This window comes from Actinomadura latina NBRC 106108 (assembly GCF_001552195.1).
Taxonomy (GTDB): domain Bacteria; phylum Actinomycetota; class Actinomycetes; order Streptosporangiales; family Streptosporangiaceae; genus Spirillospora; species Spirillospora latina.
Window position 1 is genome coordinate 14,732 of sequence record NZ_BCQS01000027.1, and the last position, 24,787, is coordinate 39,518.

The 24,787-nt window shown below is 74.9% G+C and carries 21 protein-coding genes; 14 read left to right on the forward strand and 7 right to left on the reverse strand.

Annotation, left to right across the window (positions count from 1 at the left end; genetic code table 11):
• Positions 1 to 4: 4 nt before the first annotated feature.
• From AL2_RS27990 to AL2_RS28010, 5 genes are all read left to right on the forward strand, one after another.
• The gene (locus AL2_RS27990) at positions 5 to 982 is read left to right on the forward strand and encodes a hypothetical protein (protein ID WP_245667002.1); all 978 of its coding nucleotides are present in this window, start codon (positions 5 to 7) and stop codon (positions 980 to 982) included.
• 36 nt (positions 983 to 1,018) lie between these two features.
• Positions 1,019 to 2,680 carry a murein biosynthesis integral membrane protein MurJ gene (gene murJ, locus AL2_RS27995; protein ID WP_067638748.1) on the forward strand — a complete coding sequence of 554 codons (1,662 nt, stop codon included), beginning with the start codon at positions 1,019 to 1,021 and terminating at the stop codon, positions 2,678 to 2,680.
• Positions 2,673 to 3,869, forward strand: a complete 1,197-nt coding sequence (locus AL2_RS28000; RefSeq protein WP_174550888.1) for a glycosyltransferase family 4 protein — start codon at positions 2,673 to 2,675, stop codon at positions 3,867 to 3,869. Before murJ ends, AL2_RS28000 begins: the two co-directional genes overlap by 8 nt.
• Positions 3,870 to 4,102: 233 nt before the next feature.
• Complete coding sequence (locus AL2_RS28005; protein WP_067639045.1) at positions 4,103 to 5,143, forward strand: TerC family protein; 1,041 nt, start codon at positions 4,103 to 4,105, stop codon at positions 5,141 to 5,143.
• A gap of 74 nt (positions 5,144 to 5,217) precedes the next feature.
• On the forward strand, positions 5,218 to 7,404 hold the full coding sequence (locus AL2_RS28010; protein WP_067638750.1) for an acyl-CoA dehydrogenase family protein: 2,187 nt from the start codon (positions 5,218 to 5,220) through the stop codon (positions 7,402 to 7,404).
• A 6-nt stretch (positions 7,405 to 7,410) separates the two neighbouring features.
• On the opposite strand, the gene AL2_RS28015 is transcribed toward AL2_RS28010, so the two are convergent.
• Positions 7,411 to 7,767 carry a hypothetical protein gene (locus AL2_RS28015; protein WP_067638752.1) on the reverse strand — a complete coding sequence of 119 codons (357 nt, stop codon included), beginning with the start codon at positions 7,765 to 7,767 and terminating at the stop codon, positions 7,411 to 7,413.
• 122 nt (positions 7,768 to 7,889) lie between these two features.
• Between AL2_RS28015 and AL2_RS28020 the strand changes: the two genes are divergently transcribed.
• Genes AL2_RS28020 through AL2_RS28030 form a run of 3 tightly spaced genes read left to right on the forward strand, consistent with a single transcriptional unit; the run spans position 7,890 to position 10,571 of the window.
• The gene (locus AL2_RS28020; RefSeq protein ID WP_067638754.1) at positions 7,890 to 8,312 is read left to right on the forward strand and encodes a hypothetical protein; all 423 of its coding nucleotides are present in this window, start codon (positions 7,890 to 7,892) and stop codon (positions 8,310 to 8,312) included.
• Positions 8,309 to 9,178: an AAA family ATPase gene (locus tag AL2_RS28025; protein WP_067638756.1), complete on the forward strand. Its 870-nt coding sequence runs from the start codon at positions 8,309 to 8,311 to the stop codon at positions 9,176 to 9,178. The genes AL2_RS28020 and AL2_RS28025 overlap by 4 nt, the downstream gene beginning before the upstream one ends.
• Position 9,179: 1 nt before the next feature.
• Entirely contained in the window at positions 9,180 to 10,571 is a 1,392-nt protein-coding gene (locus AL2_RS28030; RefSeq protein ID WP_067638757.1) for a vWA domain-containing protein, read from the forward strand.
• Here the strand turns inward: AL2_RS28030 and AL2_RS28035 are convergent.
• Positions 10,568 to 11,965, reverse strand: coding sequence for an MFS transporter (locus tag AL2_RS28035; RefSeq protein ID WP_067638761.1), 1,398 nt, complete (start codon positions 11,963 to 11,965; stop codon positions 10,568 to 10,570). The two genes, AL2_RS28030 and AL2_RS28035, sit on opposite strands and share 4 nt — an antisense overlap.
• A gap of 94 nt (positions 11,966 to 12,059) precedes the next feature.
• Here AL2_RS28035 and AL2_RS28040 point away from each other — a divergent pair, with 94 nt between their 5' ends.
• Both AL2_RS28040 and AL2_RS28045 read left to right on the forward strand, forming a co-directional pair.
• Positions 12,060 to 12,554, forward strand: coding sequence for a winged helix-turn-helix transcriptional regulator (locus AL2_RS28040; protein ID WP_067638763.1), 495 nt, complete (start codon positions 12,060 to 12,062; stop codon positions 12,552 to 12,554).
• A gap of 74 nt (positions 12,555 to 12,628) precedes the next feature.
• Positions 12,629 to 14,221, forward strand: a complete 1,593-nt coding sequence (locus AL2_RS28045; RefSeq protein WP_067638765.1) for an adenylate/guanylate cyclase domain-containing protein — start codon at positions 12,629 to 12,631, stop codon at positions 14,219 to 14,221.
• Here AL2_RS28045 and AL2_RS28050 read toward each other — a convergent pair.
• From AL2_RS28050 to AL2_RS28060, 3 genes are read right to left on the reverse strand one after another with little or no spacing between them, the layout of a single operon-like run.
• Entirely contained in the window at positions 14,218 to 14,925 is a 708-nt protein-coding gene (locus AL2_RS28050; protein WP_067638767.1) for a hypothetical protein, read from the reverse strand. The two genes, AL2_RS28045 and AL2_RS28050, sit on opposite strands and share 4 nt — an antisense overlap.
• Before the next feature lie 51 nt (positions 14,926 to 14,976).
• Positions 14,977 to 15,621 carry an MBL fold metallo-hydrolase gene (locus tag AL2_RS28055; protein ID WP_067638769.1) on the reverse strand — a complete coding sequence of 215 codons (645 nt, stop codon included), beginning with the start codon at positions 15,619 to 15,621 and terminating at the stop codon, positions 14,977 to 14,979.
• Positions 15,621 to 16,706 (reverse strand): S-(hydroxymethyl)mycothiol dehydrogenase, encoded by a 1,086-nt coding sequence (locus AL2_RS28060; RefSeq protein ID WP_067638771.1) that lies wholly within the window; start codon positions 16,704 to 16,706, stop codon positions 15,621 to 15,623. The genes AL2_RS28055 and AL2_RS28060 overlap by 1 nt, the downstream gene beginning before the upstream one ends.
• A gap of 158 nt (positions 16,707 to 16,864) precedes the next feature.
• Here AL2_RS28060 and AL2_RS28065 point away from each other — a divergent pair, with 158 nt between their 5' ends.
• Positions 16,865 to 18,157, forward strand: coding sequence for a lipase (locus AL2_RS28065; protein ID WP_067638775.1), 1,293 nt, complete (start codon positions 16,865 to 16,867; stop codon positions 18,155 to 18,157).
• Here AL2_RS28065 and AL2_RS28070 read toward each other — a convergent pair.
• Together AL2_RS28070 and AL2_RS28075 are read right to left on the reverse strand one after the other, a co-directional pair.
• The gene (locus AL2_RS28070; RefSeq protein WP_245667003.1) at positions 18,150 to 18,788 is read right to left on the reverse strand and encodes an ATP-binding protein; all 639 of its coding nucleotides are present in this window, start codon (positions 18,786 to 18,788) and stop codon (positions 18,150 to 18,152) included. The genes AL2_RS28065 and AL2_RS28070 overlap by 8 nt on opposite strands.
• Before the next feature lie 34 nt (positions 18,789 to 18,822).
• Positions 18,823 to 19,488 carry an MBL fold metallo-hydrolase gene (locus AL2_RS28075; RefSeq protein WP_067638777.1) on the reverse strand — a complete coding sequence of 222 codons (666 nt, stop codon included), beginning with the start codon at positions 19,486 to 19,488 and terminating at the stop codon, positions 18,823 to 18,825.
• Between the two features lie 127 nt (positions 19,489 to 19,615).
• On the opposite strand from AL2_RS28075, the gene AL2_RS28080 reads away from it, so the two are divergent.
• The 3 genes from AL2_RS28080 (at position 19,616) to AL2_RS28090 (ending at position 24,782) form a co-directional block, all read left to right on the forward strand.
• Positions 19,616 to 20,164 carry a hypothetical protein gene (locus AL2_RS28080; RefSeq protein WP_157438419.1) on the forward strand — a complete coding sequence of 183 codons (549 nt, stop codon included), beginning with the start codon at positions 19,616 to 19,618 and terminating at the stop codon, positions 20,162 to 20,164.
• A 5-nt stretch (positions 20,165 to 20,169) separates the two neighbouring features.
• Positions 20,170 to 23,961 carry a tetratricopeptide repeat protein gene (locus AL2_RS28085; RefSeq protein ID WP_067638781.1) on the forward strand — a complete coding sequence of 1,264 codons (3,792 nt, stop codon included), beginning with the start codon at positions 20,170 to 20,172 and terminating at the stop codon, positions 23,959 to 23,961.
• 128 nt (positions 23,962 to 24,089) lie between these two features.
• Positions 24,090 to 24,782, forward strand: coding sequence for a Crp/Fnr family transcriptional regulator (locus AL2_RS28090; protein WP_067638783.1), 693 nt, complete (start codon positions 24,090 to 24,092; stop codon positions 24,780 to 24,782).
• Positions 24,783 to 24,787: the final 5 nt, after the last annotated feature.

Genomic DNA, 24,787 nt, shown 5'->3' on the forward strand with positions numbered 1-24,787 from the left:
CCTGATGAAACGAGGCATGGCCAGGGGCGCGCGGCTCGCGGCGGGCATGGGCCTCGGCGCCGTGGCGGCGCGCGCCGCCTACGCCGCGCTGACCCGCCGGCCGCCCGGGCTGAACGGCCTGCCGGGCGAGGACGTCTGGGGGCGCGTCAACCACCGCGGCGAGCCGGTGACGCTGCTGGAGGGGCCCGCGGTCGTCGCGGGCGCCGCCGCGGCGGGGCTGCTCGCCCCCGGCGCCACCGCCCGGATGCGCGCCGCCGCGCTCCTCGCGGGCGCCGGCTCCGGCGTCCTCGGCGGGTACGACGACCTCGCGGGGTCCGGCGCGTCCCGCGGCTTCAAGGGCCACCTGACCGCGCTCGCCCGCGGCGAGGTCACCAGCGGGGCGGTGAAGATCCTCGGCATCGGCGCGACCGGGCTGGCCGCCGCCGCGGTCGCCGGGTCCCCCGCCCCGACCCGGACCGGGCGCGCGTTCGACACCCTCGTCAACGGCGCGGTGATCGCCGGGGCCGCGAACCTGATGAACCTGTTCGACCTGCGTCCCGGGCGGGCCGTCAAGGTCGGGCTCCTCACCGGCGCGCCGCTGGCGCTGACCCGGTCGGGCTCCGCCGTCGTCGCGGCGCCGCTCGGCGCCGCCGCCGCGCTCCTGCCCGAGGACCTCGGCGAGCGCGCGATGCTCGGCGACACCGGCGCGAACGCGCTGGGCGCGCTGCTCGGCCTCGCCGCGACCCGGCTCGGCCGGGGGCCGCGGCTCGCCGTCCTCGCCGGCCTCGTCGGGCTGAACGCCGCCAGCGAGTACGTCAGCTTCACCAAGGTCATCGCGGGAAACCCGGTGCTGAACCGCATCGACATGCTCGGCCGCCGCCCGGCCGCCGCCGTCCCCGCTCCCGCCGCGGCGGACAAGCCGGTGACCGAGGACGCGTTCCGCCCGTCCGTCCCGCCGCAGCCGGGGCCCGCGGGCAACGGCGTCGCCGCGGGACCCGCCTAGGCGCAGCGGACGCCCCCCGGCGGAACCTCCACGAGCGTGCCCCCTCCCGAAACGTCCCCGCCGGCCCGGCGCTCCCCGGCCGCGCGCCGGCTTGCCGGCGGCCTCGCCGGCGCCGCCGTCGTCATCGCGGTCATCACCGTCCTGTCGCGGCTGGCCGGGTTCGGGCGCACCTACGCCTTCTCGCAGACGGTCACCACGTCCTGCCTGAGCCAGGCGTACTTCACCTCGACGCAGTTCCCCAGCATCGTCTACGAGATCGTCGCGGGCGGCGCGCTCGCCAGCATGGTCGTGCCGGTGCTGGCCGGGCCGGCCGAGCGCGGCGACCGCGAGCAGGTCCGCCGGATCGGGTCGGCGCTGCTCACCTGGATCGTCGTGCTGATGGTGCCGCTGTCGGCGCTGATGGCGCTCGGCGCCCGCCCGGTCATGGAGCTGCTGGTCGGCGGCGACCTGAAGGGCTGCTCGCGCGGCGACATCGTCGACGTCGGCTCCAGCATGCTCGCGATCATGTCGGCGCAGATGGTCATGTACGGGATGGCGGTCGTCCTGTACGGGCTGCTGCAGTCGCACCGCCGGTTCGTGGCGCCCGCGCTGGCGCCGCTGATGTCGAGCCTGGTGGTGATCGGCGCCTACGTCGCCTACGCGCCGCTCGGCCGCGGCTACGAGAACGACCTGGCGGGCCTGCCGCTGGACGCGGAGCTGACGCTGTCGATCGGCACGGCGCTCGGCGGCGTCGCGATGGCGGCGACCGCCGGGATCGCGGCGTGGCGGCTGAAGCTGAAGCTGCGCCCGACGCTGCGCTTCCCGGACGGGGTGGCGCGCCGGGTGCGGCGGCTCGCGATCGCCGGCCTCGCCACCGTCGCGGCGCAGCAGTTCTCGGCGCTGCTGGTCGTCCGGCTCAGCTACGAGGGGACGGGCGGCGCGCTCGCCAACTACCAGTACGCGTGGGCGATCTACCTGCTGCCGTGGGCGATCCTGGCGGTGCCGATCGCGACCAGCGCGTTCCCGCTGCTGTCGGCGCGGATCAGCGCCGGGGAGCAGGACCGGTTCGACCAGGTCACGGCGTCCACGACCCGCGCGGTGATCCTGGTGTCGTGCGCGGGCGCCGCCTCGCTCGCCGCCGTCGCCGTCCCGATCGCGGCGGTGTTCAACCCCGGCCATCCCGACCAGCAGGAGGTGCTGTCGCGGGCGGTGCTCGCGTTCGCGCCCGGCCTGCTCGGCTACGGGCTCGTCGCGCACCTCGGACGCGTCCTGTACGCGTGCCACAGGGGGCGGATGGGCGCCGCGGCGGTCGTGGCGGGCTGGCTGGTCGTGATGGGCGCCGACGTCGCGCTGGTGCTGTCGGTCGAGCGGCAGTGGGTCGTCGCGGCGCTCGGCATCGGCAACGCGGCCGGGATGACCGTCGCCGGTGCGCTGCTGCTGGGCACGCTCGTCCGCGCCCGGGGCGCCGCATCCGCGCACGGGCTCCCGCGCGCGCTCGCGGCCGGGCTGCTCGGCGGCGCGGCGGGCGGCGCCGCCGGGTACGCGGTCGCCGCGCTGCTCGGCCCCGGCGGCACCGGCCCGGCCGGGGAGCTGCGCAACGTCGGGACCGGGGCGCTCGCCGCGCTGGCCGCCGGCGCCGTCTTCCTGACCATCGCTTTCGTGATCGACGGCCGCGACCTGCGCGCCGTCCTCACCCGGAAGGTGACACGCAATGGCTGACAACCGGGACCTGGACGGGCTGCGCGTCGCGCTCGTCCTCGGCACCAGCGCGGGCGGCGTCGGGCGGCACGTCCGGTCCGTCGCGGCGGGCATCGCCGGACGCGGCGCCCGCGTGCTCGTGTGCGGGCCCGCGCAGACCGGGGAGCGGTTCGGTTTCGCCGGGCCCGGCGTCCGGTTCGCCGAGGTCGACCTCGGCGACCGGCCCCGCCCGGTGAGCGACGCGAAGGCCGTGGCGCGGCTGCGGTCGCTGCTGCGCGGTGCCGACGTGGTGCACGCGCACGGGCTGCGGGCCGGCGCGCTCGCCGTGGCGGCGGGCGCGCGGGTCGCGCCGGGGCCGCTGCGGTTCTCGCGGGGCGGCCCGCCGCTGGCCGTCACCCTGCACAACGCCGTCATCGCGGGCGGGCGGACGGCCGCCGTGTACGGGGCGCTGGAGCGGATCGTGGCGCGCGGCGCCACCCGCGTCCTCGGCGTGTCGCCCGATCTGGAGGAGCGGATGCGGTCCCTCGGCGCCCGGTCGGTGGGGCACGCGATCGTGCCCGCGCCGGCGCCGCGGGCGCAGCCGGGGCCGGCCGTCCGCGCCGACCTGCGGGCGGAGCTGGGCGTGGGGGAGCGGCCGCTGATACTCACGGTCGGGCGGCTCGCCGAGCAGAAGGGCCTGCCCACGCTGCTGGACGCCGCCGCCGGGTGGGCCGGGCGCACCCCGCCGCCGCTCGTCGCGATCGCCGGCGACGGCCCCCTCGAAGACGACCTGCGCGCCCGGATCGAGGCGGAGGACCTGCCCGTGCGGCTGCTCGGCGCCCGCTCCGACGTCCCCGGCCTGCTGGCCGCGTGCGACGTGGCGGTCGTGCCGAGCGTGTGGGAGGGGCAGCCGCTGGTCGTCCAGGAGATCCTGCGGGCGGGCCGGCCGCTCGTCGCCACCCGCGTCGGCGGCATACCGGGCATGGTCGGGGCGGGGCGGCCCGCCGGGGACTCGCTCCTGCACGGGCCGGAGAGCGACACGGCGCTGCTCGTGCCGCCGGGCGACGCGGAGGCGCTGGAGCGCGCGGTGGCGCGCGTCCTGGACGACCCGTCGCTCGCCGCGCGGCTCGCGTCGGCCGCCGCGGAGCGTTCGGCGCTGCTGCCGGGGGAGGACGACGCCGTCGACCAGCTCGCGGGCGTCTACCGGGAGCTCGCCGGCACCCGGCGCTGAGCCTTGGATGCGCCGACCCGGGGCCCGGTTCGGAACCGGATCGGGAAATTACCGCGAACCCGGGAACGCACCCTCGGCGACCTGCGTTGGAATAGGCAATTGGAGGGGAGTATCCCCGCGCGCGGTTCTCGTCAGTACGGTCGGTCCATACCGGCCCGGGTTCCGCGGCCCGCGATCTGTTCAGGGCGGGAGAGACCTCCAGCGCTCGTTCGTGTCCGCTGGAGGTGTTCACGTTGACCGTCTCACCCCTGGTGTGGGGCCTGACCATCGCAGGCATCCTCGCCGTCATCGCCGCCGACCTGTTCCTGATCCACCGCAACGACACGCGGGAATTCACCACCCGCAGGGCCGCGTTCTGGTCCACGGTCTACATCGGCCTCGCCGCGCTGTTCGGCATCGGCGTCTGGCTCTTCGCCGGCGGCCGGTACGCCGGGGAGTACTTCGGCGGGTTCGTCACCGAGAAGAGCCTCAGCGTCGACAACCTCTTCGTGTTCATGGTGATCCTCACGCGGTTCGCCGTGCCGAAGCAGGCGCAGCACGCCGTGCTGATGGCGGGCATCGTGATCGCGCTGCTGCTGCGCGGCATCTTCATCGCGGTCGGCGCCGCGGCGATCTCGACCTTCACGTGGGTGTTCTTCATCTTCGGCGCGTTCCTCATCTGGACCGCGATCGGGCTGGTGCGCGGCGACGAGGACGAGGAGTTCACGGAGAACCGGCTGCTGCGGTGGGCCAAGCGCGTCATCCCCACCTCGGACGAGTACGAGGGCAGCCGGTTCGTCACCCGGGTGGGCGGCCGCCGGCTGATGACCCCGATGGCCATCGTGATGATCGCGATCGGCTCCACCGACGTGCTGTTCGCGCTGGACTCCATCCCGGCGATCTTCGGACTGACCACCGAGCCGTACCTGGTCTTCACGGCCAACGCGTTCGCGCTGATGGGCCTGGTCCAGCTGTACTTCCTGCTCGGCGGCCTCACCGACCGGCTGGTGTACCTCGCGCACGGGCTGGCGTTCATCCTCGGGTTCATCGGGGTCAAGCTGATCTTCCACGCGCTGCACGAGTACGGTGTGGGCTGGGCGCCGGAGATCCCGATCTGGGTGTCCCTCGCGGTGATCGCCGGAACCCTGACGGCCACCACGGTGGCGAGCCTCGCCGCCGGTCGCAGGCCGTCGGGCAAGGGGCTGCGCGAGCCGCTGCACGAGGTCGGTGGAGACGGCAGGGTCGGCGGGGACGGCGCGGACGAGCCGGACGCCGCCGCGACACGCGAGAGCTGACATCCCGCGGCACTCCCCACTGACCCGAATCCTGTTCTAGAATCTCAGTCAAAAGGTCTGAGAGAGGGTTACGCATGGCCATCGGGCTGACCGAGGAGCACGAGGCGCTCGCCGAATCGGTGCGCGGCTTCGCCGAGCGCAACATCCCGGCGACGGCCGTCCGGGCCGTGCTGGACGCCGACGAGGAGGCCAGGCCCGGGTTCTGGCCCGCCCTGGCGGAGCAGGGCCTGCTGGGCCTGCACCTGGACGAGGAGCACGGCGGGCAGGGCTACGGGCTGCTGGAGCTGTCGGTCGTGCTGGAGGAGCTGGGCCGGGCCGCCGCGCCCGGCCCGTTCCTGCCGACCGTCCTGGCGAGCGCGGTCATCGACGCGTCCAGCAACGCCAAGCTGCGCGCGGAGGTGCTGCCCGCGCTCGCCGACGGGTCGAAGACCGCGGCGGTCGCGCTGGACGGCACGCTGACCGGCCGCCGCGACGGCGGCTCCCTGATCGTGTCCGGCACGTCCGGGACGGTGCTCGGCGCCGCGCTCGCCGACGTGATCGTCCTGCCGGTCGCGGCCGAGGACGGCGAGCAGTGGGTCGCGGTCGACGCCGCCGACCTCACCGTCACCCCGGTCGCGAGCCTGGACCGGGTCCGCCGCGTCGCCGCCGTCGAGGCGTCCGATGTCGCCGTCGCCGCCGACCGCGTCGCGGACGGCCTCACCACCGGCCGGGTGAAGGACCTCGCCGCCGCGCTGTTCGGCGCCGAGGCCGCCGGCCTCGCCGGGTGGCTGGTCGAGACCGCCGCCGAGTACGCCAAGGTCCGCGAGCAGTTCGGCCGCCCGATCGGCCAGTTCCAGGGCGTCAAGCACAAGGCCGCCCGCGCGCTCATCGCGCTGGAGCAGGCCCGCGCCGCCGCGTGGGACGCCTCCCGCGCCATGGACGAGGGCACCGAGGAAGCCGGGTTCGCCGCCGCCGTCTCCGCCGTCATCGCGCTCGACGCCGGCGTGCAGACCGCCCGCGACGCCATCCAGATCCTCGGCGGCATCGGCTTCACGTGGGAGCACGACGCGCACGTCTACCTGCGCCGCGCCCTCACCCTCCGGTCGCTGCTCGGCCCGTCCAAGGACTGGGCCGCCAAGATCGCGACGCTGGCGCTGGACGGGGACCGCCGCGAGGTCGTCCTCGAACTCGACGCGGACGCCCAGCCGCTGCGCGAGCGGATCCGCGCCGAGATCGCCGAGCTGGCCGCGGCCGAGGACAGGGCCGCCCGGATGGGCGACGAGGGCTGGACCGTCCCGCACTTCCCGAAGCCGTGGGGCCGGGAGGCGGGGCCGGTCGAGCAGATCCTCATCCAGCAGGAGCTGAAGGCCGCCAAGGTCAAGGCCCCGAACCTGGGGATCGGCGCCTGGCTGGTGCCGTCCCTCGTCCGCTACGGGTCGGACGAGCAGAAGGAGCGCTTCCTGCGCCCGACGCTGCGCGGCCAGATCGTCTGGTGCCAGCTGTTCTCCGAGCCGGGCGCCGGCTCCGACCTCGCGTCCCTGTCGATGAAGGCCGAGCGCGTCGAGGGCGGCTGGAAGCTCACCGGCCAGAAGATCTGGACGTCCCTGGCCCAGCACGCCCAGTGGGGCTTCTGCATCGCCCGCACCGACCCCGGCGCGCCCAAGCACGACGGCATCACCTACTTCCTCGTCGACATGAAGGCCGCGGGGGTGGACGTCCGCCCGCTGCGCGAGCTGACCGGTGAGGCGCTGTTCAACGAGGTGTTCCTGGACGGCGTGTTCGTCCCGGACGAGCAGGTCGTCGGCGAGGTGGACAAGGGCTGGCAGGTCGCGCGGAACACGCTCTCCAACGAGCGGGTGTCGCTGTCGACCGGCGGCGGCCTCGGCATGGGCGTCCCCGAGCTGCTGAGGTTCTTCCGGGACCGCGACCTCGACGCCGTCGCCACCGCCGAGGTCGGCAAGCTCGTCGCGCAGGGCCAGTCGATCGACCTGCTGGGCCTGCGCACCACCCTGAAGCAGCTGAACGGCGTGGAGCCGGGCGCGGAGGCCAGCGTCCGCAAGCTCCTCGGCGTCCAGTTCAACCAGGACGTCGCCGACTACTGCTGGGCCGCGCAGGGCACGGCCGCCGCCACCGAGGTCCCCATGACCGAGAGCGGCATCGTCGCCCGCGCCATGCTGTTCAGCCGCGCGATGACCATCTACGGCGGCACGACGGAGGTCCAGCTGAACATCATCGGCGAGCGCATCCTCGGCCTGCCCCGCGACGCCGAGCCCGGCAAGTAGGGCCGGTCAGCGGGGCCGGAAGGCGTAGGTGAAGTTCACCAGGACGATGCCGGCGATGACGAACAGCAGGCCGGGGAGGCCGGCGTTGACGACGCCGATCGCGCTCAGCGGGATCGCGGCGAGCAGCGACAGCACCGCCATGGCCAGGCTGTGATCGCGGGCCGCGCCGGGCTGGTCGGCGCCGCGCCGCGCTCCGGGTGCCGGACGGTACCGGGAGCGCGGCGCGGCGGTGCGGGAGTCCAGGGCCTGCTCGATGCGGTCCACGACCGTCTCGATGAAGGCGTCGTCGTAGTCGGGTCCGAGCTCGCGCCGGGCCGCCATCGCCGCCGTGAGGTCCTCGCGCGGCAGTCGTGGGGTGGTCATGGCTCCGTTATAGGCGGCCGGCGGCCGCGGCCGCCTCACCCCGGGGGGCGAACCGGCCGGTACCCCGCAGGTAGCAAGCGGAATACACTGCCGCTTTCGCCACAGATCCACGGGAGGTCTTCGTGACCCGTTCGAGCGTCCTCGCCGTCTGCGCCGCCGCCGCGCTCGCGTTGAGCGGGTGCGGCGGGGGTGAGAAGAAGGACGCGGCGGAGGCGGATCCGTCCGCGCCGGCGACGGCGCTGGCGCCGCTGCCGGTGGTGAAGCCGTCCGACGTGAAGCCGCTCGTCGGACGGTGGGTCGGCACGGCCGATGACTTCTTCCAGTTCACGGCGGACGGCAGCGGCGTGTGGGTGCGCGGGAAGCAGAAGCTGTGGAGCGGCACGGCCATCCCCGAGGGCGGCGGCAAGTTCCGCTTCTCGTGGCAGGGCGGCGACCCGCAGACCGCGTCCTACTGGGGGGTCAGTCTCGAGGACGCGCACACGCTCGTCTTCGCGGGGACCAACCAGAAGTACAAGAAGGCCGCCGCGAAGAAGGGCAAGGAATGACCGACGGAATGTTCGCCTCGCCCGCCGACGTGGAGGCCAGGCTGGCCGGCGTCAGCTACCTCGCGGACGAGGCGATCGCGACGACCGTGTACCTCGCGCAGGCGCTCGGGAAGCCGCTGCTCGTGGAGGGCCCGGCCGGGGTCGGCAAGACCGAGCTGGCGAAGGCCGTCGCGGCGTCGACCGGCGCGGAGCTGATCCGGCTGCAGTGCTACGAGGGGCTGGACGAGGCCCGCGCGCTCTACGAGTTCAACTACAAGAAGCAGCTCCTCGCCATCCAGGCGGCCCCGGCGGACCGGGCGTGGCAGGAGACCCACGACGACATCTTCTCCGAGGAGTTCCTGCTGGAGCGGCCGCTGCTGGCGGCGATCCGGCGGAGCGAGCCGACCGTCCTGCTGATCGACGAGGCGGACAAGGCCGACGTCGAGGTGGAGGGCATGCTGCTGGAGGTCCTGTCGGACTTCCAGGTGACGATCCCCGAGCTGGGCACGGTCGGCGCGGTGCGGCGCCCGTTCGTGCTCATCACGTCGAACGCGGCGCGGGAGCTGTCGGAGGCGCTGAAGCGCCGCTGCCTCTACCTGCACCTGGACTACCCGGCGCCGGAGCGGGAGCGCGACATCGTCCTCGCGCAGGTGCCGGGGATCGAGGCGGAGCTGGCCGAGCAGCTCGTCCGCACGGTGGGGACGCTGCGCGACCTGGAGATCAAGAAGGCGCCGTCGATCGCCGAGACCGTCGACTGGGCGCGCACCCTGCTGGCCCTCGGCCTGGACGAGCTGGACGAGGCCGCCGTCGCGCGGACCCTCGGCGTCGTCCTCAAGCACGTCTCCGACCAGGAGCGCGCCGTGAAGGAACTGGGGCTGCAAGGCTGAGATGGCGTCCCTCGTCGACCGGCACACCGGGTTCGTGGCGGAGCTGCGCCGGGCCGGGCTGCCAGTGTCGGTCGCGGAGGGCCTCGACGCGGTCCGCGCCATGCAGGCGATCGACCTGCTCGACCGCGAGTCGCTGCGCGCCGCCTACGCGGCGACGGTCGTCAAGCGGCCCCAGCACCGCCCGACGTTCGACACGCTCTTCGACCTGTGGTTCCCGGCCGCGGTCGGGGACGGAGCGGGGACGGAACCGGACCGGTCCGCGCGGACGCTGAACGACGACGGGCGTCCCGTCCCGCCCGCGCTCGACCCCCAGGTGCAGGCCCGCCGCGACGAGCTGGCCGAGCTGCTGCTCTCCGGCGACGACGCGGGGCTGCGGCAGTTCGCGCGCCTGGCCGTCGCGGAGTACGGGCGGACGCCGGGGCAGGAGTCGTGGTTCTCGTCCGGGGTCATCAACGCGCTGTCTCCCGACACGCTCATGGCGCGGCTGCTGAACGCCGTCCTGGGCGGGCAGGAGCGCGGCGGGATGGCCGAGCGGGTCGCGCGCCGGACGTTCCGCGACCGCGTCTCCCGGTTCCGGGACCTGGTCGCGGGCGAGGTGCGGCGGCGAATCGCCGAGGACACCGGCGTCGAGCGGACCGCCCGCATCACCGTCCGCCCGCCGCTGGAGCGCCTCGACTTCGCCGGCGCGAGCCGGGCCGAGATGGAGGCGCTGCGGCGCGAGGTGTACCCGCTGGCGCGCAAGCTCGCGTCCCGGCTGGTGCAGAGGCAGCGGCACGGCCGCCGGGGCCGGCTGGACTTCCGCCGGACGGTCCGCGCGTCCCTGGCCAGCGGGGGAGTGCCGCTCACCACCCACCACCGGCCGCGCCGCCCGCACAAGCCGGAGCTGGTCGTGCTGTGCGACGCCAGCGACTCGGTGTCGGCGTTCGCGCACTTCACGCTGCTGCTGACGTTCGCGCTGCGGGAGCAGTTCAGCAAGGTCCGCGCGTTCGCCTTCATCGACGCCACCGACGAGATCACCAAGTACTTCGCGCACGGCACGGACGTCGTGGACGCGATGGCGCGCCTCGCCGCCGAGGCCGACCTCGTCTGGATCACCGGCCGCTCCAACTACGGCCACGCCATCAAGGTGTTCGACGACAAGTACCGCGACGCCATCACGCCCAAGACGTCCCTGCTGATCCTGGGGGACGCGCGCTCCAACTACGGGGAGCTGTCGCTGCCGATCGTCCGGTCGATGGTGGACCGCGCCCGGCACGCGTACTGGCTGAACCCCGAGCCGCGCGCCCAGTGGGACACCGGCGACTCGGCCGCGTCCCGCTACGGCGAGCTGCTCCCCATGTTCGAGTGCCGCAACCTGACGCAGCTCGCCGCGTTCATCGAGGAACTCGCCTAGGCCGGTGCGGGTCGGCGGTCGCGGATCACCAGGGCGAGGGCGGCGTAGGCGAGGGCGGCGACCGCGGAGACGACCATCGCGACGTTCGTGCCGTGCGCCAGCGCGGACGGGCCGTGCCCGGAGCCGGTCGCGACGGCCCCCACGACCGCGACGCCCAGCGACGCCCCGATGTAGCGGGCGGTGTTGTTCGCGCCGGCGCCCATGCTCGCCCGGTCGGCGGGGACGCTCTCCACGGCCAGCCGGGCGAGCATCGCGTTGGTGAGGCCGCTCGCGACGCCGGCGACGGCCAGCCCGGGGGCGAGGCGCCACCAGTGCGCGTCGGGGGCGAGGTCCGCCATCGCGAACTCGCCGGCGGCGGCGAGCGCGAACCCGGCGGCCAGCAGCCGCCGGACGGGCAGCCGCGCCGGCAGCCGGTGCGCCTGCAGGGCGACGGCGAACGACAGCGTGGACCAGATCGCCAGCACCAGCGCCGCCTCGACCGGCGACAGCCCCATGACCAGGCTCATCATCGTCGCCAGGTAGGTCATGACGCCGATCACGGCGAGCCCGGTGACGAGCGCGCCCGTCACCGACAGCAGGAACGCCGGTCGCCGGAACAGCGCGAGGTCGACCATCGGCTCCCGGCGCCGCGCCTCGACCACGACGAACGCGGCCAGCAGGACGGCCGCGACGGCGAGCAGCCCGAGGACGCCCGGCGCCGTCCAGCCGGTGCGGCCCCAGGTGATCGCCGCCACCAGCGCCGCCACGCCCAGGCTCATGGTGGCGAGGCCCGGCACGTCCACGCCGCGCGGCCGCTCGGCGCGGGACTCCTCCAGCGCGCGGGCCGCCGCCACCGCGAGCAGCGCGGCCGCGGCGACCGTCGCCCAGTACCAGAGGCGCCACCCGCCGAGGACGGTCAGCCCGGCGGCGGCGATCGGGCCGAGCGCGATGCCGAGGCCGACCATCGCGCCCCACATCCCGGTCGCCCGCGCCCGGGGCGGCCCCGGTTCGAACGAGGCGCCGATGATGCCGAGCCCGGTCACCAGCAGCGCGGCGCTCGCGGCCCCCTGCGCGATCCGTCCCGCGATGAACACCGGGGCGTTCGGCGCGACCGCGCATGCGACGCTGGAGACGGCGAGCACCGCCGCGCCGATCACGAAGGTCCGCCTGCGCCCGCGGTCGTCGGCGAGGCCCCCGGCCGCCAGCAGCGCCGCCGAGAGGCCCAGGCTGATCGAGCTCATCAGCCAGATCTGCGCGGTCGCCCCGGCGTGCAGCCCGCGCGCGGTGTCGGCGAGCGTCGCCGCCGGGGCGCAGTAGTTCATGAGGGCGAGCAGCGTGGCTGCGGCCGGCAGCGCCAGCGCGGCGGGCGGGCCGGACGCGCGGTGCGCGGCGCGGGGTGCGGCCAGCGTCGTCATGGGATCTCCCCTAGTTCATTGAACGAACCGAACGGACCGACCGTAGCACGTCCAAGTTCATTGAATGAACCCCCGGGCGGGTAGTGTGGGATGCATGGCACTCGGCAAGGACTATGCGGCGCAGGACTGCTCGCTGGCCCGCGCGCTGGAGGTCGTGGGGGAGCGCTGGACGCTCCTGATCGTCCGGGACGCCTTCTACGGCGTGCGCCGGTTCAGCGACTTCCACGTCCACCTGGACATTCCGCGTGCGGTGCTGTCCGCGCGGCTGCAGTCGCTCGTCGAGACCGGCGTCCTCGCCAAGGACGGCCACGACTACGTCCTGACGGAGATGGGCATGGAGCTGTGGCCCGTCGTCCACACGCTCGCCCGCTGGGCCGAGGACCACCTGTCCGCCGAGCAGTCCCGCTTCTTCCTGCACGCCGCCTGCGGCACCCGCATCGGCCCGGACGGGACGTGCGCCGCCTGCGGCCGCCACGTGCGGCCGGAGGAGCTGGAGATCCACGCGGGGCCCGGGGTCCGGCGCCGCACCGACCCGGTCAGCATGGTCCTGCGGTCGCCGCACCGCCTGCTGGACCCGATTCGTACCTGAGTGAGCAATCCCTCCCCGAGGTCGCGCGCTTGGTGTGGGGATATGAGAGATATGACCGACTAATCTGCTCGATCATGGAGACCGAAAAGGCGGAGCCTGCGCCCCGGGCCAGGCGGAGCCTCCTCGGTCCGCTGTGGCGGCTGATCGACGGCGCCCCCGGCGACTCCCGCGTGCGGATCGCCCGCCGGGCGCGGATCCTCGTCACGATCGCCACCGGCCTCGCCAACCTCGGCGGCGCCCTCGTCGTGCTCGTGTTCGCGGTCGTCGTCCCCGACCCGGTCGGGCACGTCTCCGAGCGGCTCCAGCTCATCAACCTGATCGTCTTCACCGCCTACGTCGCCGCGGCCGTGCCCGTCGGGCTGCTGCTCGGCGAGCGGTTCTTCCGCCGCGTCCGGCGCCTGGTCGAGCGGCACGAGGAACCCGACCGGCACGAGCGCGCCCTGCTGCTGTACGGGCCGCTGCGGCTGATGGCCCTGCACCTCACGCTGTGGGGCATCGGGACGATCGGCTGGGTCGTCATCAACGCGCCGTTCTCCGGGCTGCTCGCCGTCAAGCTCGGCCTGACCAGCCTGCTCGGCGGCCTCACCACCTGCACGATCGTCTACCTGCTCAGCGAGCGGCTGCTCCGCCGCGCGGTGACCACCGCGCTGCGCAGCGAACTGCCGAGCCGCACCGGCCTGCCCGGGGTCGTCGCCCGCTCGGTGCTCGCCTGGGGGTTCGGCACCGCCGTCCCGATCCTCGGGCTGATCACCCTCGCCATCGGCTCCTTCCTGATCGCCAGGATCACCGTGCGGGACTTCGCGATCGCGGTGCTCGCGCTCGGCGGCATCGCGCTGCTCGTCGGGCTCGGCGTCACCTACACCGCCGCCCGCGCCATCGCCGACCCGGTCGAGTCCGTGCGGCGCGGCCTCGCCCGCGTGCAGCGCGGCGACCTGGACGTCGAGGTCCCCGTCTACGACGCGAGCGAGGTCGGGCTGCTGCAGGCCGGGTTCAACCACATGGCCGCCGGGCTGCGCGAGCACGAGCGGCTCCGCGACCTGTTCGGCCGGCAGGTCGGCGAGGACGTCGCCCGCGTCGCCGTCGAGCGCGGCATCGACCTCGGCGGCGAGTTGCGCGAGGTCGCGGTGGTCTTCGTGGACATCATCGGCTCCACCCGGCTCGCCGCCGACCGGCCGCCCGCCGAGGTCGTCCGGCTGCTGAACGACTTCTTCGCCGTGGTCGTCGAGGTCATCGGCGCGCACGGCGGCTGGATCAACAAGTTCGAGGGCGACGCCGCGCTCGCGGTCTTCGGGGCGCCGCTCGCGCTGGACGGCCTCCCCGGCCGCGTGCTCGCCGCGTCCCGCGAACTGGCCCGCCGGCTGCGCGCCGACGTGCCCGACCTGCGGGCGGCGATCGGCGTCTCGGCGGGCGAGGCGGTGGCCGGGCACATCGGCGCCGAGGAGCGCTTCGAGTACACCGTGATCGGCGACCCGGTGAACGAGGCCGCCCGCCTCACCGACATGGCGAAGAACACCGAGGACCGCGTCCTCGCCGCGGGCTCGCTCGTCGCCCAGGCCGATCCGGAGGAGGCCGCGCGGTGGTCGCTCGGCGACGAGGTCACCCTCCGGGGCCGGACGCAGGCCACCCGGCTCGCGTCGCCCCGCCCGTCCGAGCGCGTGCCGTCCTAGGACGGGCCGAGGGTGGCGCCGTTCAGCGTCGTGTAGAACGGCGACTCGGACAGCCGCGCGCCCTTCTCCTCACCGATGTAGACGTCGGCGTGGTTCTCGCCCCCGTATCCGGGACGGAACAGGTCGGTGACCGTCCAGCGGGCCTTCCGGAACGCCTCGCACACCTCTCGCCCGATGCGGCGGCCGGTGCCGTCCTTGCCGCAGCCGACGATCGCGAACCGCTGGCCGCGCGCCAGGACCGACGTGTCGGCCGCCGCCGACGTCCACGGTTTCAGCGGGCGGCCCTGCGAGTCGCGCGTGGTGTCGTCCAGCCAGAAGCCGACGCTGTGCGACCAGTTCAGGTACCGGCCCCGCTGCGGGCCCGCGGTGATGCGCCCGCTGCCCTCCATCTGGACGACCTTCAGGAAGTCCGATGGATACGACCCGAGCGGCGCCTTCCCGTGCGAGCAGTGGAACCGCGTGCAGCCCTTCACGGCCTTGCGCTCGCCGTCGTAGAGGCTCTCAAGCGCCGTGTAGTAGGTGGTGACGCGCCACCCGCCGACGCGTCCGAGCGGCTGGGGCTTCGCGGTCGCCGCCGTCGCGGCGGGCGTGGGGGCGGGTGCGGGCGCGGCAGGCGGCGGGACGCGGCCCGCCGCCCCTTCGGCGCTCTGCCCGCACCCCGCCAGCACTCCGCACAGCAGCAGGGCCAGCGGTGCCCGTCGCATCGCACCCTCCCGGCTCGGGACGCCTGTCCGCCACCGGGGACACTATCCCGGTCAGTGACCGCGTGCTATCCACTCGTCGAGGTGCGGGGCCTCCGCGCCGATCGTGGTGGAGTCGCCGTGCCCGGTGCGGACGGTCGTCTCCGCCGGCAGCGTCAGCAGCCGCTCCCGGATCGACGTGATGATCGTCGGGAAGTCGGAGAACGACCGGCCGGTGGCGCCCGGCCCGCCGTTGAACAGCGTGTCGCCGGAGAACACCGTGCCCAGCTCCGGCGCGTGCAGGCAGACGGCGCCGGGGGAGTGGCCGGGCGTGTGCAGGACGGTCAGCCCGGTCCCCGCCACCGTGATGACCTCGCCGTCGGCGAGATCACCGTCGGGGCCGATGTCCGGATGCCTCTGCTTCCACAGCATCAGGTCGTCCGGGTGCAGCAGGATCGGCGCACCCGTCCGGGCCTTGAGCGCGGGCGCCGCGTCGATGTGGTCGTCGTGCCCGTGCGTGGACACGATCGCCACGAGCCGCCGGTCGCCGACCGCCGCGGCGATCGCGCCGGCGTCGTGCGCGGCGTCGATGACGACCGCCTCGCTGTCGTCGCCGACGATCCAGACGTTGTTGTCGACGTCCCAGGTGCCGCCGTCCAGCGAGAACGTCCCGGACGTGACGATGTGGTCGATGCGCGCCCGTGGCGCAGCCGGAGCCATCAGAGCACCACCACCGAGCGCAGGACGTCGCCGTGGTGCATCTTCTCGAACGCCGCCTCCACGTCGTCCAGCCCGATGGTCTCGGACACGAACGCGTCGAGGTCCAGGCGGCCCTGCAGGTGGAGGTCGATGAGCATCGGGAAGTCGCGCGAGGGCAGGCAGTCGCCGTACCAGGACGACTTCAGCGAACCGCCGCGGCCGAACACGTCCAGCAGCGGCAGCTCCAGCCTCATCTCCGGCGTCGGAACCCCGACGAGCACCACGGTCCCCGCGAGGTCCCGCGCGTAGAACGCCTGCTCGTAGGTCTCCGGGCGGCCGACCGCGTCCACGACCACGTCGGCGCCGAACCCGCCGGTCAGCTCCCGGACGGTCTCGACGACGTCCTTCTCGCTGCCGTTGATCGTGTGCGTGGCGCCCAGTGCGGACGCGGTGGCGAGCTTGCGCTCGTCCAGGTCCACCGCGATGATCTTCGCGGCGCCCGCCAGCCGGGCGCCGAGCACGGCCGCCGCGCCGACGCCGCCGCAGCCGATGACCGCGACCGAGTCGCCGCGCCCGACCCGGCCGGTGTTGATCGCCGCGCCGAGCCCCGCCATCACCCCGCACCCGAGCAGTCCCGCCACCTCGGGCTTGGCCGCGGAGTCGACCTTCGTGCACTGCCCAGCCGCCACCAGCGTCTTGTCGGCGAAGGCCCCGATCCCGAGGGCCGGCGACAGCTCGGTGCCGTCCTCCAGCGTCATCTTCTGCGCGGCGTTGTGCGTGTTGAAGCAGTACCAGGGACGCCCCCGCAGGCACGCCCGGCACTGCCCGCACACCGCCCGCCAGTTCAGGACCACGAAGTCGCCCGGCGCCACCTCGGTCACCCCGTCGCCGACCGACTCGACCACCCCGGCGGCCTCGTGCCCGAGCAGGAACGGGAACTCGTCGTTGATCCCGCCCTCGCGGTAGTGCAGGTCGGTGTGGCAGACCCCGCACGCCTGGACCTCGACGACCGCCTCGCCCGGCCCGGGGTCCGGGACGTTGATCGTCTCGATCCGCACCGGCTGCCCCCTGCCCGGTGCCACGACCCCGCGTACCTGCTGCGCCATGCTGCCGCCTCTCGTCGTCCCGATCTTCCGACCCTATATTTCTCCCCGCTGACCTGCCCCGCATCCTGCCGCCTCCCGGAAGACCCCCGCAGGTACGAGGGGAGAGATCACCCGCGCGCGCGATGCCGGTCCGGCCGGCCGGCGGGAAGGCTTGCCCCATGACGCGCACCGCATCCGGACTGACCGCCGCCCTGCTGCCCACCGCCCTGCTGGCCACCACCCTGCTGGCCACCGCCCTGCTGACCACCCCCGCGATCACCGCCACCGCCGTTCCCGCCTCCGCCGCCCTGGACCACCGCCCGGCCATCGGGCTCCAGCACGCCGCCCGCGGGCACCTGGTCTCCGCGACCCGTCTCGGCGCCATGTCCGCCGCCGAGGTCCGCGCCTGGCTGGCGACCGAAGACTTCGACGCCTCGGCCGTCCGCTACGGCGTGGACGCCTACCGCCTCGTCTACCGGACGATCGACAGCCGCGGCCGCGCCACGACGGCCAGCGGCCTTCTCGTCCTGCCCCGCAATCGCGACCGCCACCTCGCCACCGTCTCCTACGCGCACGGCACCACCAGCTACAAGCCCGACGCCCCCTCCGTGGCGGACGACGTCTGGGGCCGCGGCCCGGCCGTCACCTACGCCGCCGCCGGATTCGCGGCTGTCGCCCCCGACTATCTCGGCCTCGGCATGGGCCCCGGCGCGCACCCGTGGAAGGACGTCCCGTCCGAGACGACCGCGTCCCTCGACATGCTCCGCGCCGCCCGCCACTTCGCCCCCCGCGAGGGGCGGACCTTGGACGGCCGGGTCTTCGCCACCGGCTTCTCGCAGGGCGCCTCGTCCGCGCTCGGCCTCGCCCGGGCCCTCCAGGACGGCGCCGACCGCCGCTTCCGTCTCCGCGCGGTGGCCCCGATCAGCGGCGCCTACGACTTCCGGGGCGCCGAGCTGCCGGCCCTGCTGAAGGGCGACCTCGACGAGAAGATGTCCGTCGCCTACGCCGCGTACCTGCTCACGTCCTGGAACCGCATCCACGGCGGCATCTACGAAACGCCGTCGGAGGTGTTCGAGGACGAGTACGCGGGCCGCGTCGAGAAGTACTTCGACGGCACGACACCCGGGTCCGTCATGCTCAAGGGCCTGCCGGACACGCTCGGCGAACTCCTCAAGCCGCGCGGCTTCGAGGTGCTGAGCCATCCCACCGGCACCTTCGCCGAGGCGCTGCGCGTGGACGCGGAGGTCTGCACCGCCTGGACCCCGCGCGTCCCCGTCCGCCTCTACAAGATGGCCGGCGACGAGCAGGCCACGACCGCCAACACCGGCCACTGCGCCGCCTGGTTCGGGCAGCGCGGAGTCAGCGTCCCGGTCGTCGATGTGGGCGACCGGCCCTACGGGGAGTCCCGCCACCTGGGGAGCAACCTCGCGGGCACCGCCCAGATCGTCCGCTGGTTCACGGCCCTCAGCTGAAGTAGATGGCCTGCAGCTTGTCCGCGGCGGTGCGGTCCAGGACGGTGACCCCGGCGGCGGGCGGGAGGGCGTCGCCGCCGCGGGCGCGGTCGATCAGGGGCCGCCAGCGGCGGCAGTGCCGGTTGAAGGTGGCGGACGTGACGACGCGGCCGCGGGCGAACTGGCCGGCGCGGGCGGTCTCGGGGGCCACGTCGATGAGGATCAGGTGCAGCCGGCCGCCGCGCCGCCGCGCCAGCCAGCCGAACAGGTGCAGGATGTGCGGCCAGGTGCCGCGGGTGTGCGCGACCACGCCGTGCCCGGCGAGGATCGCGCGTCCGATGCGCCACACGTGGGTGGCGTGGACGAGCGGGGTGCGCAGCCGGACGGGCAGGGGGCGCAGGAACCGCGCCCACCAGTTGCGGGACTGCCGGGAGTCGATCACCAGCACGCCGCCGGCGGGCACCGGGGCCGTCTCGTCGCCGCGGAGCCCGTAGAGCCGGTTGAGCAGGGTGCTCTTGCCCGCCCCCGGAAGCCCGGCGACGAGCACCAGGGACCCCGCCGGGTAGCGCAGGGCGGGTCCCGGGTCCACCTCGTCGAGTTCGTGGATGGTCGTCTCCTGGTTCGGCCCGGTGGTGATGGGGCCAACGAACACCCCGCACCACTTGTTCCGGGCCGGGCCCGCGGAGTCACCAGCCTCGTTCGCGCCATTCCGGCAGGGACGGGCGCTCGCGGCCGAGCGTCGAGTCCTTGCCGTGGCCGGGGTAGAACCAGGTGGCGTCGGGGAGTCGGTCGAAGACGCGTTCCTCGACGTCCGCGAGGAGCTGCTTGAAGCGGGCCGTGTCGCCCCAGGTGTTGCCGACGCCGCCGGGGAAGAGGCTGTCGCCGGTGAACAGGTGCGGGCGGTCCGCCAGCTCGCCGCCGGCGTCGTACAGCAGCGCGATCGAGCCGGGCGTGTGGCCGCGCAGGTGGACGACCTCGAGGGACACCTGCCCGAAGCGGACGGTGTCGCCGTGCTCGACGGGCTCGGCGACCGGCTCGGGCAGCGGCTCGGCGTCGCGGGGATGGGCGGCGACGGGGGCGCCGGTGGCGCGCACCACCTCGCTCAGCGCCATCCAGTGGTCCTGGTGGCGGTGCGTGGTGACGATGCGCGTCAGGGGACCGTCGCCGATCAGCTCCAGCAGCCGGGACGCCTCGTTGGCCGCGTCGATGAGCAGCCGCTCGCCCGTCGCGGTGCAGCGCAGGATGTAGGCGTTGTTGTCGTACGGGCCGACGCTCACCTTCGTGACCGACAGCCCGGGCAGCTCCCGGACGTCGGGGCGCCCGCCGGTCTCGACGTTCCCGGTGTAGGTCATGGGTCCTCCCCGTCGTAGTGCGGAGACCATCTTCCATCATCGCGCGGCCCGGGGCGGGCAGGTCCCGCCAGGAGAATGAGTCGCCAGACGCAGCCGAAGCGTGCGCTTACGGACGGAAAATCCCGTCTTGCCACTGCAGCATGGGAACTGGAAGATCAGGTTCGACCGTGAGGACGGTGAAGCGTTGGTAACCGCATTCCGTCCCGGACCGGACAGGGAGAAGCCGGAGGACCTCCTCGGGCACGCCTGCACACTGGTCCGGCTTTGCGGCCGGGACTCCGCCATCGCCGCGGTGTTCCTCGCCCTCGTCCTGGCCGGGACCGTCTCCCGGCTCGCGGCCGGCCTGCCCGGCCTCCCCGCGCTGGTGCTGCTGCCGGTGCCGGCCGGGTCGTTCGCGATCTCGGCCGGCTACGCGGTCCGGTCGCGCCGCACGCTGCTGTCGGTGCTCGGCGAGGTTCGCGGCCGGACCGGCTCGCCCCTCGACCCGGGCGTGCCGTGGACGCCGTTCGCGTCCGCGGCCGCGCTGGACGACCGGGTCCGCGACGTGGAGCTGCGCCGGCTGCTGTCGGCGGCGCACCGCTGCGGCGAGCTGTCCTCGCAGGCCGTCGCGTGGGCGGTGGCGACCTCGGTGCTGTTCCTCTTCTGGACGCTGGCGGCGGCGATGGCGGGAGGGTGACCGGATTGATCGACCCCGTGCGGACCGACCACGTGCCCGAGGTGCGGCCGGGCAGCTTCTGGGACCGGCTCGACCCCACCGACCGGCAGGCCCTGCGCGCCATGGGCCGGCGCACCGACATCCCGCCCGGCGGGATGCTGTGCCACCAGGGGTCGGTCGCGCCCGCCGTGTTCGTGGTGTTCAAGGCGTCGCCGCGCGCGGCGAGCAACGCGGTGGCGAAGGAGTTCGTCGACTCCAGCGACGGGGACGAGTCGATCATCGATCTGTTCGGGGCCGGGGACCTGGTCGGCTTCCTCGGCCCGTGGGGGCATCCGCAGCGCGGCACCGTCGCCGCGCTCGACCACGTCGCGGCGCTGCGCGTGGACCGTGGCACGTTCCGCAGCCTGCTGGCGGCGAGCCCGCGGGTCGCCGAGGCGATGATGCACGCGATCTCCGAGAGCGTCACGTTCGGCGGCCGCCGGCACGCGGTGCGGGCGGCCGACCATCCGCAGCGGCTCGCCTACCACCTGCTGGAGCTGGCGTACCGGTTCGGCGAGCCGGGCACCGGGGACGAGACGCGCATCCCGCTGAAGCTGAGCCAGGCCGAGCTCGCGAACTGGGCGGGGATCTCCCGCGAGACGCTGGTGCGGTGGTTCCGGTCGTGGCGGGCCAAGGGCATCCTGCACCAGCGGCCCCGGCCGCTGACCGTGCTGGACGTCGAGCGGCTGCGCCGCGCCGCGAGCCCCTGGGGGGACGAGTGGCCCGCCACCGGTGCCGAGCCCGCCCGCCGGGACGGGTCCGCGGCCCGGCCCGCGGGGGACGCCGCGATCGCGGCGCGCGAGCCGGTGCGCCTCGGGCCGCCCGGCGGCCGCCCGCCGGTGGCGCGGCTGCCCGCCGACAACCCGTTCTTCGCCGGCCGCGCGGTGAGCCTCAGCAAGCTGGACCTGCTGGTCGGCCAGTCCGTGTGGCCGCGTGCGGTGGTCGTCCAGGGCATGGCCGGGGTCGGCAAGACGACACTGGCGCTGCACTGGGCGCACCGCGTCGCCGACCGGTTCCCCGACGGCGTCCTGTTCGCGGACCTGCGCGGCACGACCCGCAGCCCGGTCACCCCGGCGGAGGCCATGGGGCAGGTGCTGCGCGCGGCGGGCGTGCCCGGCGACCAGCTCCCGCGCACCGAGGACGAGCTGGCGGCGCAGTGCCGGTCGCTGCTGGGCGACCGCCGGATGCTGCTGATCCTCGACAACGCCGTGCGGCCCGAGCAGGTCAGGCCGCTGGTGGCGGCGGTCGCGTCCGGGCTGGTGGTCGTGACGAGCCGGCGGCGGCTGCCCGCGCCGCTCGAAGGCGCCGACGTCCGGACGCTGGAGCTGCGGGAGATGGCGACGCAGGAGGCCGTCGACCTCATCGCGAACGTCCTCGGGCCGGGGGACGCCCGCGTGCGGGACGAGGAGAAGGCCATCGTGCGGCTCGCCCGCGAGTGCGGTCACCTGCCGCTGGCGCTCGGCGTCATCGCGGGCCGGCTGGCCGAGAACCCGGCCGAGTCGATCGCCGGGACCGTCCGGGAACTGGCCGCCCGGGACGCGCCCGCCGCCCCGGCGCCCGGGGCGTCCGCGCCGGGGCTGAGCGCCGTCGTCGACCCGACGTTCGACATCGCCTACCGGAGCCTGCGCCGCGACCAGCGGGAGGCGTTCCGCAGGGTCGGGCTCGTCGCGGGCCCCGACTTCACGCCCGCCGCCCTCGCCGCCCTCCAGGACCGGACGGTGGACGAGGCGCGCGAGTGCCTGGAGGGACTGCGGCAGGCGTACCTGGTGCAGGACGTCGGCCCGGACCGCTACCGCATGCACGACCTGCTGCGCGACTTCGCCCGCGAGCGCGGGCTCGGGGAGGACTCCGACGGCGAGCTCCAGGCGGCGCAGCGCCGCCTGCTGGCCGGCTACCTCGCCGCGGCCCGCGAGGCGGACGCCGCACTGCCCGGCCGGCCCCGTCCCACCGCCCATCGGGGCGAGGCGCGGGGCCGCCCGTCGGCGGCGGAGCGCGCGGCGGGCCTCGCCTGGTTCGAGGCGGAGCGGCGCAACCTGGTCGCCGCCGTCCACCAGGCCGCCCGGCTCGGCCTGCACCGCACCTGCTGGGAGCTCGCCGACGCGCTGTTCGACTTCCAGGAGTTCCGCCGCTACAGCGAGGACAACATCGCCGTCCAGCAGGCGGGCCTGCACGCCGCCCGCACCGAGGAGGACTGGGCGGCGGCGGCCGTGATGCTGCACAACCTCGCGGTGGCGCAGTTCGCGCTGGGCGGCTCCGTCCAGGCCATCGGCTACGGGGAGGACGCGCGGCGCGCGTTCCGGGCCGCCGACCCGCCCGACCGGTACGGGGAGGCGGTCACGCTCGCGACGCTCGCCGACGTCCACGTCGTGCTGGGCCGCTACCTGACGGCGATCGACCACGCGCGGCGCTCCCTGGAGATCCACGAGGGGCTGGGGGACGACGGGGGAGTGGCCAAGAGCCGCAGCACGCTGGCCCGCGCCCACCTGGGTCTCGGCGACTACGAGACGGCGCTGGAGCACGCGGCGGAGGCGCTCACCGTCCGGCGCCGGATCGAGGACCAGGCGGGCGTGGCCGAGACCCTGCTGACCGTGGCCGGCGTCCACCGGCGCCAGGGGAACGTCCATGAGGCGGTGACGCACGCGCTGGAGGCACTGTCCATCAGGCAGGAACTCGCGGACATGCACGGCGCCGCCCAGGCGCTGACGGAACTCGCGCGGATGAACGCCGCGCTCGGCCTGCGGGACATGGCGCAGCAGGATGCCCAGCAGGCGCTCGGCATGTACCGGGCCCTGGGCGGACGCCACGGGGAGGCGCGCGCGCTGACCACGCTCGGGATGCTGATGTGCGAGGCGACGAAGTTCGCCGAGGCGTTCACCTACTGCGGGGAGGCGCTCCGGCTGCACCGCGACACCAGCGACCGGCACGGCGAGTCGGAGACGCTCGCGCAGATCGGGATCGTCCACTGGCGGCTCGGCCGGCACCGGGAGGCGCGCGAGCACCTGCTGCGGGCGCTGGAGATCCGCCGGGAGATCGGGGACCAGCACGGCGAGGCCCACGACCTGGAGCACCTGTCGGTCGTGATGCGCCGCCTCGGCCGCCCGCAGGAGGCGTTCGTCCTCGGCCTGGAGGCCCTCGACCTGTGGAGCCGGCTCGGCGCGCGCAGCGGCATGGCCGGGACGCTCGGCAGCCTCGCCCGCACCTACTCCTGGCTCGGCCTGCCCGTGGAGGCCGAGCGCGCGGCCCGGCAGGCGCTGCACCTGCGCAGGTCGGGCGGCGACTGGTACGGGCTCGGCGTCGGCCTGGACACCCTCGCCGCCGTGCTGCGCCGCGCCGGCCGCCCCGAGGAGGCGCTCGCGCAGGAGCTGGAGGCGCTGGGCTACCTCGGCGACGTCGGCGACCGGCACAGCGAGGCCACCGGCCTGGTCCACCTCGCCGCCATCCACCTCGACCTCGGCCGCGCCGGCGACGCCCTGGAGACCGGGCGGCGGGCCCTCGACCTGGCCGCCGAGCTGGGCGCCGCCCGCGAGCAGGCGCACGCGCTGCACACGATGGCCCGCGCGTCCCAGCTGCTCGGCGAGCACGCCCGCGCGGTCGAGCACGTCGACGCCGAGATCGCCATCCGCCGCGACATGGACGACCGGCGGGGGCTCCGGCAGGCCCTGGAGCTGCTGGGCGAGTCGCACCTCGCGCTGGGCGCCCGGGCCGCGGCGGCGGACTGCGTCCGGCGCGTCCGCGCCCTCGACAACCTGCTCGAATCCGAAAGATCACTCGACATGTGACGGACGGCGTTCGCGGGCGGGGCCGGAGGACGGGTTGTCCATCGGCGCGGCGCCGCGTTCACTGGACGATGACACCGTGATCATGAGGCTCGCGGCCCCGGCCCGGCCGGGTCCGGTGAGGAGGCCGGATGGAGACCACCCGGTTCTGGGACGCGCTGGACCCGCGCACCCGGGAGGCGCTGCGCGGGGCCGGCGCCCCGGTGGTGATCCGGCCGGGGGCGTTCCTGATGCGCGAGCACACCCGCGCGTCCCAGGTCTTCGTGCTGCGCGCCGGCGCCGTGAAGGTCTGGGTGGACCGGGACGGCGAGATCGCCATCCTGGACGTTCTCGGGCCGGGCGACCTGGTGGGCGAGGTGGAGGCGGCCGACGGCGGGATCCGGCACGCCAACGTCGAGGCGCTGACCCGGGTGGAGGCGCTGGTGCTGCCCGCCGCCCGGTTCCGCGGCGTCCTCGACGCCCATCCCGGGTCGGGGTGGGCCGTCGCCGCCGTCCTCGCCGAGCGGCTGCGCGACTCCAACGACCTGCGCGTCGCCCATTTCCCCGACGACCCCGAGCACCGTCTGGCCTCCCGGCTCCTGCGCCTCGCCGAGCGTTTCGGCACACCGGTCAAGGAGGAGCGGCCGGGCGGCGCGACGGAGGAGGGCGTGCACGTCCGGGTCCCGATCTCGCAGCAGGACCTCGGCCGCTGGACCGGGATGGGGCGCCGGAAGGTCGCGCAGATCCTCGCGGCCGAGCCGCTGCGCGACAGCGTGTCCGTCACGCGCAACGCGATCGTCGTCCGCTCCGCCGACGCGCTGCGCCGGCTCGCCGGGGACGACTGACCCGG